Below are 12,693 nucleotides of genomic sequence, written 5' to 3' on the forward strand. Positions count from 1 at the left end.
TGTCGTGCTGGGTGAGGGCCGACGGGGCGTCAGCCCGGACGGTCAGTCGGGGCGCTGGGCTGCGCTGCGCGCTGTTGGCGGGTGCGATGTGCCGGAACTGGCCTCGGGAGCCGGGGCGGCCGCCGGCGAGGTCCCGGCCTGGACCAGGGCGTCCTTCTCGGCGTCGAGGGCGAGATCGGCCTCGTCGAGCTCGTCGGCGGTGATGATGAAGCGATCCGTGTGCTCGGCCGGCATCGGCTTGGTCGCGATCGAGACCACGACCGTCAGCAGGGTGTTGACCGCCAGGCCCCACAGCGCACCGTCGATGTCCAGCGGATGCGGCTGCACGAAGGTGAACCAGATCGAGACGAGGAGGCCGCCGATCACTCCGCTCATCGCACCGGCGAGGTTGGCGCGCCGCCAGTAGAGGGTTGCGAGCGTCAGGGGCAGGAACTGGATCACGATGCCGTAGGCGAGCAGGAAGAGCTGCACGATCGTAGAGACGTTGACGACCGCGAACACGAAGGCCAGCGCCGAGATCACGACCACGGAGAGCCGGGTCCAGCGGTAGGCCGCCGTGTCAGAGAGACGGCTGCCCGCGGCGGGCTGGACGAAGTCGCGCACGAAGATGGTGCCTGCTGCGTGGGCGAGATTCGCGCCGGTGGACATCGCGGCGGCGACAGCCCCGGCCAGGATCACGCCGACCACCGCGGGCGGGAGGTTCAGGAGGTAGACGAGAACCTGCAGCAGCGCTTCATCGGCGCGGGCGGGCGGGTCGTCGCGCAGCAGCACGATCGAGCCGAGCCCCGCGAGGATGATCGGGACGACCAGCAGCGCGTACAGCGGGTACAGCGTGATGGTCTTCTTGATCGAGCGGTTCGAGCCCGCACTGTACGACTTCATGAAGACGTGCGGCCACATCACGAAGCCGAGCACGCTGAGCACGATCGCCGAGGAGAAGGTGCCCCAGGTCCAGGCGTCGCCGCCGCCGGGGAGGGTCAGGTACTCGGGCGCCACGGCCTCGATCTGAGTGAACATCTCTCCCGGAGTGCCGAAGAACTGCACGATCACCGAGACCCCGATGACCCAGGCGACCACGAGCATCAGCACGCCCTGCAGGAGGTTGGTCCAGCCGATGCCCTTCAGCCCGGAGACGTACACGTACAGCGTCACCACGCCGAAGGCGATCAGCGACCCGAGCCAGAAGGGGAACTTCCCCTCGGTCGCGAAGCTGAACAGCAGACCGGCACCGGTGATCTGGATCGTCAGATAGGGGATCAGAGCGACCACGCTCATCGCGGCCATCAGCATCGACAGCTTCTTGCTGCGGAACCTGTCGGAGATGAGGTCGGCCTGCGTCATGTAGCCGTGGCGGCGGCCCAGCTCGGCCACGCGCGGACCGATGAACCACCACATGACCAGCGCGAGCGAGAGGTACGCGAGGATGTAGAGCGAGGGCACGCCCGAGCCGAACGCCTCGCCCGGGGCGCCGAGGAAGGTGAAGGCGGAGAAGATCTCGGCACCGAGGATGAAGAACAGCACCACGATGCCGATCGAGCGGCCGCCGGTCGCGTAGCCCTCCAGGCTCGACTCCTGACCGCGCCTCGCGGCGAGGCCGACGGCGAGCACGAGCGCGAGGTAGAGGCCGACGACCCCGGAGACGATCATCCAGTCAGCCACGATGACCACCTCGCGAGCTCAGGCGCAGGTCCCAGAGGTACATCCCCACGGAGCCGACGAAGATCACGAGCACCCAGATCAGGTACCAGCTGACGAGGAACGGGATGCCGAAGATCCGCGGCTCGATCGAGTTCGCCACGGAGACCAGGGGCCAGATGAACGCGAGCATGCTCACCGTGAAATAGGTGAGCCATACCCCGGCGAATATCCGTCGTTGCGTCTTGGTCGGCATGCTTCTCCCTCGTCGTCGAGAGCGCCGGGAGCCCGGCGTCGTCGCGCTGCGGTGCGCGTCGGATCGTGCGTTGCAGGAACACTAGGTCGATCGCTTATAGAAGGAAAACAGGAAATACCGGTTGCTGCTATCGCTTATCTCGATATGACCGTATGATCTGCAGGTATGGCTCAGATCACGTTGCGGCAGCTCGAGTACTTCGTCGCCGTGGCCGAACGGGGCTCGGTCTCCGGCGGGGCAGAGACGGCGCGCGTCTCGCAGTCGGCGATGTCCTCCGCGCTCGCTGATCTCGAGCGGGCACTCGGGGTGACGCTCCTGCATCGCCACCGCCGCGGGGTGACACTGGCGCCGGGCGCGGCCGAGCTGCTCGGTCGGGCCCGAACTCTTCTCGAGCTCGCGGACGAGTTCCGCAATGCGGCCCAGGAATCCGGTTCAGGCCTCAGCGGCCCGCTCAGAGTGGGCTGTTATACGACGCTCGCGCCCCACATGATCGGCTCGAACGTCCGCGGCTTCCTCGAAGCGCATCCGGCGATCGAGCTGAGCTTCTTCGAGGGGTCGGACCTGGAGCTGGCAGGCGCTCTGCAGGACGGTCGGTGCGAGGTTGCGATCACCTACGACTACCGACTCGACCGACTTCCCGACCCGCAGCGCCTGAGCGCCGTGCCGCTCACTGCGGCACCTCCTCGTGCGCTGGTCCCGCCGGGGCACGCACTGGCAGATGGTCCGGTGTCCCTTGCCGATCTCGCTGCCGAGCCGCTCATCCTTCTGGATCTCCACCCGGCCGCCGACTACTTCCTGTCCTTCTTCCGGGAGCGTGGACTGGAGCCCGAGGTCCGTTTCCGCACGAGCTCGAGCCAGCTCGTCGCGAACCTCGTCGCCGAGGGGCTCGGCTGCGCGCTGCTCACACAGGTCGCCCACGCCGCCCCCGGATCCCCGAGAGGCCCGGTGGCGCGGGATCTCGACGATGATCTGCCGGCGCTTCCCGTGGTCGCCCTTCATCCCGCAGGAGTGCGGCTGAGCAGGCGGGCCACGGCGTTCATCGCGCAGTGTCGTCGCGGAGCGCTGATGAACTGAGCGCGTCGCAGCTCACCGTGCCGGGGTCGCCCGCTCGATGATCTCCCGCATCCTCGCGGCGGCCCCCGCCTCGTCGCCGGCGCCGATCGCGGCCACGACCTCCTGATGCAGGCCGAGATCGTGCCGGTCGGGGGCCTGCTCGCCCCGCTCGACCGTCGCGCGGTGGCGCAGCCCCTCCTCGATCACGGCCCGCAGTCGGCCGAGCATCGCGTTGCCGGAGAGGGCGAGGACCTCGGCGTGGAAGGCCCGGTCGGCGGGGAGGAAGGCGCCGGACTCGGGCCCTTCGGCCGCCTCGACCATCGCCTCCGCGGCGGTATCGAGCGCGCGGGTGCTCCCGCGCCCGTCGCGCACCTCGCGGGCCGCGGCCGCGGCGGCCGCGGGCTCGACAGCATGGCGAAGGGAGCGCAGCTCCGCGAGCTGCCGCGCGTGGTCCGGGCCCTCGAGGCGCCAGCGGATCACTCGCGGGTCCAGCAGGTCCCATTCGCTGATCGGGAGGATGCGCAGGCCGACCCGTCGGCCGGCGCTCAGCATCCCGAGTCCGCCGAGCACTCGCGTGACCTCGCGGACCACGCTGCGGGAGGCGCCGGTGCGGGCGATGAACCCCTCGATCGTGTCCGCGGCGCCGGCCTCCAGCTCGCCGCCGACGATCGCGGCGCCGAGCTGGTCCAGCGCCTGCTCGAAGGCGCTCGCGCCGGCGGTCATGCCTGCGAGACGGGGGAGACGACCAGCTCGTCGATGCGGACGTGCGCGGGGGAGTCGAGCACGAAGCAGGCGGTGCGGGCGATGTCCTCCGCGGTGAGCATCCGTGCGCGAGCCTCGGCGTCGGGCACGGAGGGGCGCTGGTCGAGGAAGTCGGTGGCGACATCGCCCGGGCACAGATGACACGCCCGCACCCCGTGCGCGGCCTCCTGCTGGTTCAGTGTGCGCACCAGGGAGCCGAGCGCCGTCTTGCTCGCCGAGTAGGCGACCCCCGCACCGGGCTGGAACGACCAGCCCGCATAGGAGGAGATCACCACGACCTGCCCGCCGCGCTCGCGCAGGTGGGGGAGGGCGGCATCGACGGTGCTCGCGACCGCGGTGAGGTTCGTGGCGACGATAGCGTCGAACTCCGTCAGGTCCTGATCGTCCCAGCGCCGCTTCGGCGCGTTCAGGCCGGCCGCGAGAACGAGTGCGTCGATCCCGCCGAGGCGTTCGGTGATCCGCTCGGCGGTGCTCCGCACGGCCTTCCGGTCCTGGACGTCCAGCGGTGCGACCAGCACGCTGCCGCCTTCCTCGCGGACCTCGGCCGCGAGCTCCTCGAGCACCTCACGGCGCCGGCCGCTCAGCGCGACCGTCCAGCCCGAGCGCCCCGCCCGCAGCGCCGTCGCGCGCCCCATGCCGCTGCCCGCGCCGGTGATCCACACTGTGCGAGGGGTCGCGCTCGCGCCGTGCGTCGGCTCGTGCTGCGCGCCTCGTCCGCTCGCCGTCGTCCCGTCCGTCGTCATCTCGCTCCTCCTCGGGCGTCCTCGCCATCAGGTCCTCTGCGGCGACCTCCCGGCCCCACGGGCCGACGTCACCCAATAGTATGACTATTGAGCGCGGCCGACGGGCCGCACACCGAGCGCGGCACGGCAGCCGCAGGAGAGGACAGGGCGATGGAGCTGGATCTGCGGGACAGGGTGGTCGTGGTGACCGGGGCGGCGCGTGGGATCGGCGCGGCCATCGCCGCACGCTTCGCCGAGGAGGGCTCGCGCGTGGTCGCGCTCGACCTCGCCTTCCCGGACGAGCCGGCGGAGGATGCGCCGACCGTGGACCAGGTGGTCTGCGACGTCGCGGACCCGGAGTCCGTGCACCGCGCGGTCGAGGCCGTCGTGGAGCGCCACGGCACGATCGACGTGCTCGTGAACAACGCCGGGATCGTCGCGGACTCGACCGTGGTCGAGACCGACTGGGCGACCTGGCAGAAGTGCTTCGACGTGAACACCGGCGGCACCTTCCTCATGTGCCGGGAAGTGGCCCCGCACATGCAGAGGGCCGGGCGCGGGCGGATCCTCAACGCCGCGTCGTTCGCCGCGATCGTGCCGAGCGTGGGCAGCGCCGCCTACGCCGCCTCGAAGGCCGCCGTGGTGCAGCTGACCCGCGTGCTCGCCTCCGAGCTCGGCCCCCACGACATCACCGTCAACGCCTACGCCCCCGGCATGGTCCCCACCTCCATGAACGGCTTCGCCGACATGCCCGCCGAGCGGCAGGACCGACTGCTGGACACCCTCTCGCTGCGCCGCTGGGAGAGCCCCGACGACGTCGCCGACCTGCTGATCTTCCTCGCCAGCGACCAGGCCTCGTACATCACCGGGACCCTCGTGGACGTGTCCGGCGGGAAGCTCGCGACGCAGATCCCGGCGGTGGCGCACGGGAGGTGAGGGCGGGGGCTTCAGGCCGCCGACGTCGGGCGGCGGGGCCTGGCCTGGCGGACACGACCGCACTCTCCGAGTCGACCTGGCTCCTCTCCGGAGCGAACGGCAACATCGGGCGGCAGCGTACCGAGGGGCGACCACCGGCCGGGCGGTGAGGTCGGCAGGGCGGGGGTGAGCGACGCCGGACGACGACCTTCGTCGACTGCCGACCGTCAGAGGTCGCGTCGCAGCACCGGACCGTGGACTTCCGGGCGCGGCAGGCGTGTGGTGGAGGACATGGACACCGCCGACCTCACCGCTCCCGCCCCTGCCGCTTCTCCTGACCCTGCCCGCGCCGCGAACCTGCCGCCGGCTCCCGTGATCCGGTACTCCCGCGTCCCGTGGCGGCGGATCGGCCTGTTCATGCTGATCTCCTACGGCCTGTTCGCGCTGGCCGCCGCGCCGTTCTGGTTCCTGCCCGGAGGCATCGCCCATCCCGCCTTCACCCCCGTGATCGCAGTCGGGATGTGGGCGCCCGCCGCGGCCTCCCTGATCATGGCCAAGGGCGTCGAGCGCGTCTCCTGGCGCACCCGCGTCGGCCTGCGGTTCCGCGGACGCTGGGCGAGAATCCTCGCCTGGATGCCGCTCGGGCTCGTGCTGGTCGTTGCGATCCTGCTGCTGAGCGAGCTGGTCGCCGCCGTGCGCGGCGTCCCGATGGACCTCACCGGTCGCACCTGGCTCGAGACCGGCATGGCCCAGGTCGCCGCGCAGACCGGGCAGGAGATCCCGGCGATCGCCCTCGTGCTGATCACCGCCGCCACCGTGTTCGCCGGACTGCTCGTGACGACGCTCGCGACCCTTGGCGAGGAGATCGGCTGGCGCGGCTGGCTGTGGCTGGCGCTGACGCCGCTCGGCCGGATCCCCGCCACGCTCGTCGGCGGCGTCATCTGGTCGCTGTGGCACCTGCCCGTCGTGCTCATCGGCTACAACTACCCCGGCGCGGACCGGGCGGCGGCGGTGGCGATGTTCCTGCTGCCCTGCATCGCGATGACGCTGCTGTTCGGCGCCCTCACCGACCGCGCCAGCGGCAGCCCGCTGCCCGCCGCCCTCGCGCACGCCGGGATCAACACCCTCTCCGGCGTGCTCCTCGGGATCGCCGCCACCACCCAGACCATGGCGCACTACTCGCACTTCCTCGACGGTCCCCTCGGGATCGCCGGCGTGCTCCTCATGGCCGCGGCCGGGGGACTGCTCCTCCTCGGCAAGCGCGAGCCCGCGCTGCCGCACCTGGACCCGCTCGGCGACGGACGGGGCCGGGAGGCGAGCCCGGCCGACGGGTGAGCGCGCCGGGGCGGGCGCTTCACCGACCCTGCCGCCGGTACTCCCGCGGCGTCATCCCGCACGCCGAGCTCACGTGCTCGTAGAAGCTGGACAGGGACCCGAACCCGGCCTCCTCGGCGATCTCGGTGACGCGCAGCGAGGTGGTCAGCAGCAGGCGCTGCGCCTCGGCGACACGGCACATGGTCACGTACTGCCCGAGGGTCACGCCGACGGTGCGGCGGAACACGGTCATCGCGTGCGAGGGGGTCAGGTGAACGGCCGCGGCGACGTCGGCGATGCGCAGCCGGGAGCGACGATGCGGAGCGGCTGCGGGAGGTCTGAGCCCGGCCGGCGGCTGGTCGACCGCTCGAGGCGCGTCGCTGATCCGACGGTCTGCGTGAGGTCTCCGTCACGCCTTGCCGAGCTTCACGGGAACGTTCACCTGAACGCGGCTGTGGCGCTCTGACCTGCACTGAAGGAAGCCGCTGTGCCTGGCGTCAAGCGAATGAGTGCCCCTGTGGCCGCCGTCACGACCGTTTGACGCGCCCGCTTCGGCACGTGTCAAGGTCGATTCCGACGAGCGCCGGCGGTCGACGGCGGCACGTCCGTCTCGACGCCGGCAACCGTCTCCCGCATCCCCGATCCAGGAGTAGACGTGTCCCGTCACACCACCCCCCTGAACCCCACCCGCCGCGGCTTCGGCGCCCTCGCCCTGGGCACGCTGGCCGCCGCCGGCACCGCCTCGGCGCTCGGCTCCTCCGCGGCCCAGGCAGCCCCCGCCGCCTCGGCCACTCCCGCCGCCCCGACCGCGGACGGCCCGCAGCCCACCCCTCACACCCAGCAGGCCTACGACCCGATCACCAGTGACTTCCACGCCCGCTGGACCCGTGCGGATGCCCGCCAGATCATGCGCACCCAGAACGACACGAGCGTCGAGCGCGGCGAGAACTCCATGCCGGAGTCGATCACCATGCCGGAGATCCCCAGGGACTTCCCGATCATGACCGACGAGGTGTGGGTCTGGGACACCTGGTCGCTGACCGACGAGTACTCCAACCAGATGAGCTACAAGGGCTGGGACGTCATCTTCTCCCTCGTCGCCCCGCGCGACATCCCCTTCGACGAGCGCCACTGGAGCGCCCGCATCGGCTACTTCACCCGCCCCTCGACCGCCGAGCCCGACGAGGCCTGGACCTACGGCGGCTACCTCTTCGAGGACGAGACCTCCCTGTCCAACACCGAGTGGTCCGGCTCCGCCCGCCTCCTGCAGGGCAACAAGGTGCGCGTGTTCTACACCGCGACCACCTTCGGCGAGAAGCGTCCCGGCACCGAGGGCAAGCCCGCCGTGCTCGCGACCGTGCTCGGCAAGATCAAGGCCACCAAGAAGGGCGTGAGCTTCTCCGACTTCGGCGAGCACGTCGAGATCGCGGAGCCCGACGGCACCTGGTACCAGACCCAGGAGCAGAACCAGTACTTCTCCTTCCGTGACCCCTTCACCTTCGAGGACCCGGCGACCCCCGGGATCACCTTCATGCTCTTCGAAGGCTGCGGCGCGGGCGTGCCCGGCACCGCGGAGACCGACGCGACCGCCGAGGACCTAGGCTACGTCGACGGCGACCCGTTCGCGGAGACCGTCGACGAGGTCAACGCCAAGGGCGTCCAGTGGCAGCGCGGCAACATCGGCCTGGCCTGGGCGGACTCCAAGGACCTCACCTCCTGGACCATGCTCCCCCCGATCCTCACCGCCTACGGCGTGAACGACCAGACCGAGCGCCCCCAGATGATCATCGAGGACGGGAAGTACTTCCTGTTCACGATCTCCCACCAGTTCACCTACGCGGCGGACCTCCGTGGCCCCGACGGCGTCTACGGCTTCGTCGGTGACGGCATCCGCTCCGACTTCCAGCCGCTGAACTCCTCCGGCGTGGTGCTGGGCAGTCCCGTGGACCTGAACCTCCCGGCCGACGCCCCCGAGTCGCCCACCGAGGGTCAGAACCCGCGCCAGTTCCAGGCGTACTCGCACTACATCCAGCCCGGCGGCCTGGTCCAGTCCTTCATCGACAACGTCGAGGGCCGCCGCGGCGGCACCCTCTCGCCCACCGTGAAGGTGGACGTGGACGGTGCCACCGCGACCTCCGCGGTGGACTACTCCTTCGGCGACGACGGCCTGGGCCCGTACGCGTACCTCCCCACCAACAAGCGCAAGGGCGGTGTCGGTCACTACAAGTGATCGGCGGCCTGCGCCGGGAGCCCCGGGCCTGACGGCCCGCGGACGACCGCGCAGGAGGAGCAGCCCGGCATCACCGACGCGGCGCCGTCCCCGAGAGGGGGCGGCGCCGCGTCGCCGACCGGGGCGGGGCTCAGTGCTCCCGCAGCGTGATCGAGGTGGCGTGCAGCGGGCCGCCGTCGGCGTAGAGCGAGGCGCCGGTGTCCCCGTGCAGCAGGTGCACCTGCTGGGACAGCACCGTGTACCCGTCGTCGACGAACACCTCCACGCTCTGCGTGTCCACCAGGATCCGCAGGTGCACGACGCGCGCGGCGGGGTCGATGGGCGCCTCCGCCCGGCGGAATTCTCCGAAGGAGTATCCCTCGAGATCCGAGGGGCCGCGGTCCACGTAGACGCGTCCGTCGATCACGCCCACGTTCGTGGCCTCCTCCCAGGTCAGGTCGAGCTCGAGCTCGTAGGCGCGGGCGTCGACGTCCAGCACGGCCGCGCCGTCCGCGGTCACGTCAGGCAGCGTGCGCACCGTGCGCGCGGCCGCCGCGAGCGCCGGCACGGGCGTGGACACGAGCGCGCAGCGCCCGTCGGCCTCGCGCCGCAGGCGCAGCTCGCGGACCACCGAGAACTGGCCGTTGTAGCCGTCGGAGAGGTCGGTGGGCACGTCGCGGTTCGCGTACTTCCAGTTGTTCATCCACCCGATCGCGTACCGCAGACGCGCGGGGTCCTCCGGGGCGGGCCAGGTCACCGCCGCGTACCAGTCCCAGCCGTGGTCCAGCCACTGAGGGGTGAGCGAGTCGGCCAGGAACTGCTCGCCGTCCCAGGTCCCGGTCCAGTAGGCGTAGGTCATCGGCAGCCCCACGCCGTAGGCGTCCATGCTCGCGCCGAGCACCCAGTGAGTGGTGCCGTCGTCGGCCGTCATCTCGAAGAGGTCCGGGCACTCGATGCCGCCGAGGTCCGGGTCCTGGGGGGTGAGGCGGTAGTCGAAGTTGCGGCGCAGCGTCCAGGTGCGCAGGTCCGCGGAGGTGTAGAAGGCCGCGTAGCGGTGGCGGCCGATCACGCACACCCATTCCCCGCGCGCAGCGTTCCAGTGGACCTTCGGGTCCCGGAACCATTCCGCGTTCTCGACCTCCGCCGGGGTCTCCGCCTCGCGGCCGTCCTCGTTGACGATGACCGGGTCATCGAGCTGAGTGAAGCTCGCACCGCCGTCGAGGGACCAGTACAGGTACTGCTCCTGCTGCCTGCGCACGCCGCCGGTCGGCTGGGTGGCCAGGGCGATCACGGCGCCGGCGCCGAAGCCGGCGGTGTCCTCCTCGTCGATCACCAGTGAGCCCGACCACACCGGGAAGTCCGGGCGCAGCGGGATCGCGTCCCCGTGGTGCTCGAAGGTGACCAGGTCCGCAGTGGACGCCCGGTCCCACCCGCCGTCCCCGGAGTTCTGCTCCGAGTGCAGGTAGTACAGCTGCGTGGTGCCTCCGGCGAGGATCGGGCGCTGAGGGTCGCACAGCCAGCCGCGGGGCGGGGTGAGGTGGAAGCGGGCGCGGAGCGAGGCGGGCTCCTCGGCGAGGGCGGGGGAGGTCGTGGTGCTCAGGAGGGCTCCTGTGAGGGCCAGGGCTCCGCAGCCGGAGGTGCGCAGCAGGTCGCGTCGGGTGGGTCTGATCATCATCGGGCGTTCTCCATCATCATCGGTGGGATCGGGGACGGATCGGATCGGTTCGGTTCGGGGACGGTGCGTGACGCGACGGCTGTGCGACGGTGCGGGGAGGGGCGTGCTCCTGCGGAGCGCAGCGATGCCGCTGATGGGTCGCGTCGTAGCGGGGGCGGTCGAGCGGGGGCCGCGGTTCAGCGCCCGGCGATCGAGTCCCGGGCGACGACGGGGCAGCTCACGCGCAGCTGCTCGCCGGGCGCGAGCTCCTCGGCGCCCAGCAGGACCCGTACCCCCCGGACGCCGAGCTCGTAATGGGGCAGCGCCACGGTGGACAGAGGCGGCCGCAGGTGGCCGGCGATGACCTCCTGGTTGTCGAAGCCGACCACCGCCATGTCGCCGGGCACCCGCAGCCCCCGCTCCCGCAGCGCGTCGTACAGGCCCATCGCCACCCGGTCGTTGTGGCAGAACACGCCGGTCACGCCGAGGGCGAGGAGCTGCTCGGCGACGTCGTACCCGCCCTCCTGCTCGGGGGACGCGTCCAGGATCAGTGCCTCGTCCACCTCCGCGCCGACGGCGGCATGCGCCTCCCGGTACCCCTGCAGGCGGCCCTCCCGGGCGGGGGAGGGGGATGTGGTGTTCACGAACGCGATCCGCCGGTGCCCTTGCGCCAGCAGCAGGTCGGTCGCCGTGCGGCCGCCGCCCACCTCGTCGGGCACGACTGCCCGGGTCGCGGTGCCCGCGGTGTAGCAGTTGACCAGGACATGGTCGGCTTCGGCGAGGGCGTCGGGGATCTCCGTGGCGCGGTGGTTCCACGTCGAGTAGAGGATGCCGCGCACCTTGTGCTCGAGCATCATCCCCAGCGCGTCCCGCTCCGCGGCTTCGTCGCCCTCGGTGTTCGCGACCAGCAGCACGTGCCCGTGCCGCCAGGCCTCCTCCTGGGCGCCGCGGATGATCTGACCGGCGAAGGGCGTGGTCGCGATGGAGTCCGCGACCAGGCCGATGAAGGCGCTGGTGCCCTGCACCAGGTTCTTGGCCAGCACGTTGGGGCGGTAGCCGAGGTCCGCGACGGCCTGCTGCACGCGCGCCCGGGCCTCGGCGCCGATGCGGGCCCCCGGCTTGTCGTTGACGACGTGGGAGACCGTGGTGACCGAGACTCCGGCGCGCTCGGCGACCTCGCGCATCGTCACCGTGCGGTCCGCTCGCCCCGTGCCCGTCATCGATGTCATCCCTTGCTCGCTCCGCTCTCGAGACCGTAGATCATGGCACGGTTGAGCACGAGGAACACCAGCAGCAGCGGGGTCACGGTGATCGACACGGCGGCGAAGGTGGCCGTCCAGTCGGTGTTGCCCATTGCGCCGATGTAGTTCTGCAGGCCCAGAGGGATGGTCTTCAGCTCCTCGCTGAGGAGGAAGGTGTTGGCGAAGATGAAGTCGTTCCAGATGAAGATCGCGTTGACCATCACCACCGTCACCACGGTGTTCCATGACATCGGCAGCGTGATCCGGGCGAAGATGCGGTAGGGGCCGGCGCCGTCGAGGGTCGCCGCCTCGTACATCTCGCGAGGTATGTAGCTGTAGAAGGAGAGGAACAGGTACAGCGCCATCGGCAGCGCGAAGCCTGCCAGCGGGATGATCACCGCCGCTCGCGTGTCCAGGATGCCCAGGCGCGAGTAGTCGATGAACAGCGGCACCAGCGCCACCTGCACCGGCACCACGATGCTCAGCAGGAACAGGCCCTTGACCAGGCCGGAGAACCGGAAGCCGAGCACCGCGATCGCGTACGCCCCGGCCATCCCGCACACCACCAGCAGCAGGCAGGCGCCGCCGGTGATGAGCAGGCTGTTGAGGATGTTGCGCAGCAGGTCGCCCTGCTCGATGGCGCGCGCGAAGTTGTCCAGGGTCAGCTGCGTGGGCAGGGAGAACGGGTTCGAGGCGGCGAAGTCCTGCCGGTCGCGAAGGCTGGTCTGGAGCAGCCACAGGAAGGGATAGACCTGGAGGACCAGCACCGCGGCGATGAGCGCGCGGGAGATCATCGTCGAGATCCGCAGCGGCGTGGGCCGGCGGCGGCGGCGCGGAGCGGCGCCGGCGGTGGACGACCCGTCGGTGGAGGAGCCGTCGGGGGAGCCGCTTTCGGGGGAGGGGCCGTCAGCGGGGGATCGGGTCATGTTCCG

The 12,693-nt window shown here is 71.1% G+C and carries 12 protein-coding genes; 4 read left to right on the forward strand and 8 right to left on the reverse strand.

The features are described 5' to 3' along the window. Positions 1-42 precede the first annotated feature (42 nt). Positions 43-1,659 (reverse strand): sodium:solute symporter, encoded by a 1,617-nt coding sequence (locus A4A78_RS08200; RefSeq protein WP_197466652.1) that lies wholly within the window; start codon positions 1,657-1,659, stop codon positions 43-45. Then, positions 1,652-1,891 (reverse strand): hypothetical protein, encoded by a 240-nt coding sequence (locus A4A78_RS08205; protein ID WP_062948197.1) that lies wholly within the window; start codon positions 1,889-1,891, stop codon positions 1,652-1,654. Before A4A78_RS08205 ends, A4A78_RS08200 begins: the two co-directional genes overlap by 8 nt. A 165-nt stretch (positions 1,892-2,056) precedes the next feature. Between A4A78_RS08205 and A4A78_RS08210 the strand changes: the two genes are divergently transcribed. Continuing rightward, the gene (locus tag A4A78_RS08210) at positions 2,057-2,965 is read left to right on the forward strand and encodes a LysR family transcriptional regulator (protein ID WP_062948199.1); all 909 of its coding nucleotides are present in this window, start codon (positions 2,057-2,059) and stop codon (positions 2,963-2,965) included. A gap of 12 nt (positions 2,966-2,977) precedes the next feature. On the opposite strand, the gene A4A78_RS08215 is transcribed toward A4A78_RS08210, so the two are convergent. Together A4A78_RS08215 and A4A78_RS08220 are read right to left on the reverse strand one after the other, a co-directional pair. Then, entirely contained in the window at positions 2,978-3,667 is a 690-nt protein-coding gene (locus tag A4A78_RS08215) for a FadR/GntR family transcriptional regulator (protein WP_062948201.1), read from the reverse strand. Next, the gene (locus A4A78_RS08220; protein WP_082835256.1) at positions 3,664-4,449 is read right to left on the reverse strand and encodes an SDR family oxidoreductase; all 786 of its coding nucleotides are present in this window, start codon (positions 4,447-4,449) and stop codon (positions 3,664-3,666) included. The genes A4A78_RS08215 and A4A78_RS08220 overlap by 4 nt, the downstream gene beginning before the upstream one ends. 150 nt (positions 4,450-4,599) lie before the next feature. On the opposite strand from A4A78_RS08220, the gene A4A78_RS08225 reads away from it, so the two are divergent. Together A4A78_RS08225 and A4A78_RS08230 are read left to right on the forward strand one after the other, a co-directional pair. Continuing rightward, positions 4,600-5,364, forward strand: a complete 765-nt coding sequence (locus tag A4A78_RS08225; RefSeq protein ID WP_062948203.1) for an SDR family NAD(P)-dependent oxidoreductase — start codon at positions 4,600-4,602, stop codon at positions 5,362-5,364. Positions 5,365-5,634: 270 nt separating this feature from the next. Beyond that, positions 5,635-6,678, forward strand: a complete 1,044-nt coding sequence (locus A4A78_RS08230) for a CPBP family intramembrane glutamic endopeptidase (protein WP_062948205.1) — start codon at positions 5,635-5,637, stop codon at positions 6,676-6,678. A 19-nt stretch (positions 6,679-6,697) separates the two neighbouring features. Here A4A78_RS08230 and A4A78_RS08235 read toward each other — a convergent pair whose 3' ends face one another. Then, entirely contained in the window at positions 6,698-7,042 is a 345-nt protein-coding gene (locus tag A4A78_RS08235) for a helix-turn-helix transcriptional regulator (protein ID WP_369816759.1), read from the reverse strand. Between the two features lie 270 nt (positions 7,043-7,312). Here A4A78_RS08235 and A4A78_RS08240 point away from each other — a divergent pair, with 270 nt between their 5' ends. After that, positions 7,313-8,887, forward strand: a complete 1,575-nt coding sequence (locus A4A78_RS08240) for a glycoside hydrolase family 68 protein (RefSeq protein ID WP_062948209.1) — start codon at positions 7,313-7,315, stop codon at positions 8,885-8,887. Positions 8,888-9,017: 130 nt separating this feature from the next. Here the strand turns inward: A4A78_RS08240 and A4A78_RS08245 are convergent, their stop codons facing one another. The 3 genes from A4A78_RS08245 to A4A78_RS08255 form a co-directional block, all read right to left on the reverse strand. Continuing rightward, positions 9,018-10,541 (reverse strand): glycoside hydrolase family 32 protein, encoded by a 1,524-nt coding sequence (locus tag A4A78_RS08245; RefSeq protein ID WP_062948211.1) that lies wholly within the window; start codon positions 10,539-10,541, stop codon positions 9,018-9,020. A gap of 176 nt (positions 10,542-10,717) precedes the next feature. Further along, a complete protein-coding gene (locus A4A78_RS08250) occupies positions 10,718-11,749 on the reverse strand; it encodes a LacI family DNA-binding transcriptional regulator (protein WP_062948213.1) in 1,032 nt (343 codons plus the stop codon). Next, positions 11,746-12,687, reverse strand: a complete 942-nt coding sequence (locus A4A78_RS08255) for a carbohydrate ABC transporter permease (RefSeq protein ID WP_062948215.1) — start codon at positions 12,685-12,687, stop codon at positions 11,746-11,748. The genes A4A78_RS08250 and A4A78_RS08255 overlap by 4 nt, the downstream gene beginning before the upstream one ends. Positions 12,688-12,693: the final 6 nt, after the last annotated feature.

The organism is Brachybacterium sp. sponge, from assembly GCF_001613775.1.
GTDB lineage: Bacteria > Actinomycetota > Actinomycetes > Actinomycetales > Dermabacteraceae > Brachybacterium > Brachybacterium conglomeratum.

Coding starts and splice junctions, on each gene's coding strand:
- A4A78_RS08205 (WP_062948197.1), bottom strand. CDS start 1,891: ATGCCGACCAAGACGCAACGACGGATATTCGCCGGGGTATGGCTCACC.
- A4A78_RS08225 (WP_062948203.1), top strand. CDS start 4,600: ATGGAGCTGGATCTGCGGGACAGGGTGGTCGTGGTGACCGGGGCGGCG.
- A4A78_RS08230 (WP_062948205.1), top strand. CDS start 5,635: ATGGACACCGCCGACCTCACCGCTCCCGCCCCTGCCGCTTCTCCTGAC.
- A4A78_RS08220 (WP_082835256.1), bottom strand. CDS start 4,449: ATGACGACGGACGGGACGACGGCGAGCGGACGAGGCGCGCAGCACGAG.
- A4A78_RS08210 (WP_062948199.1), top strand. CDS start 2,057: ATGGCTCAGATCACGTTGCGGCAGCTCGAGTACTTCGTCGCCGTGGCC.
- A4A78_RS08215 (WP_062948201.1), bottom strand. CDS start 3,667: ATGACCGCCGGCGCGAGCGCCTTCGAGCAGGCGCTGGACCAGCTCGGC.
- A4A78_RS08250 (WP_062948213.1), bottom strand. CDS start 11,749: ATGACATCGATGACGGGCACGGGGCGAGCGGACCGCACGGTGACGATG.
- A4A78_RS08245 (WP_062948211.1), bottom strand. CDS start 10,541: ATGATGATCAGACCCACCCGACGCGACCTGCTGCGCACCTCCGGCTGC.
- A4A78_RS08255 (WP_062948215.1), bottom strand. CDS start 12,687: ATGACCCGATCCCCCGCTGACGGCCCCTCCCCCGAAAGCGGCTCCCCC.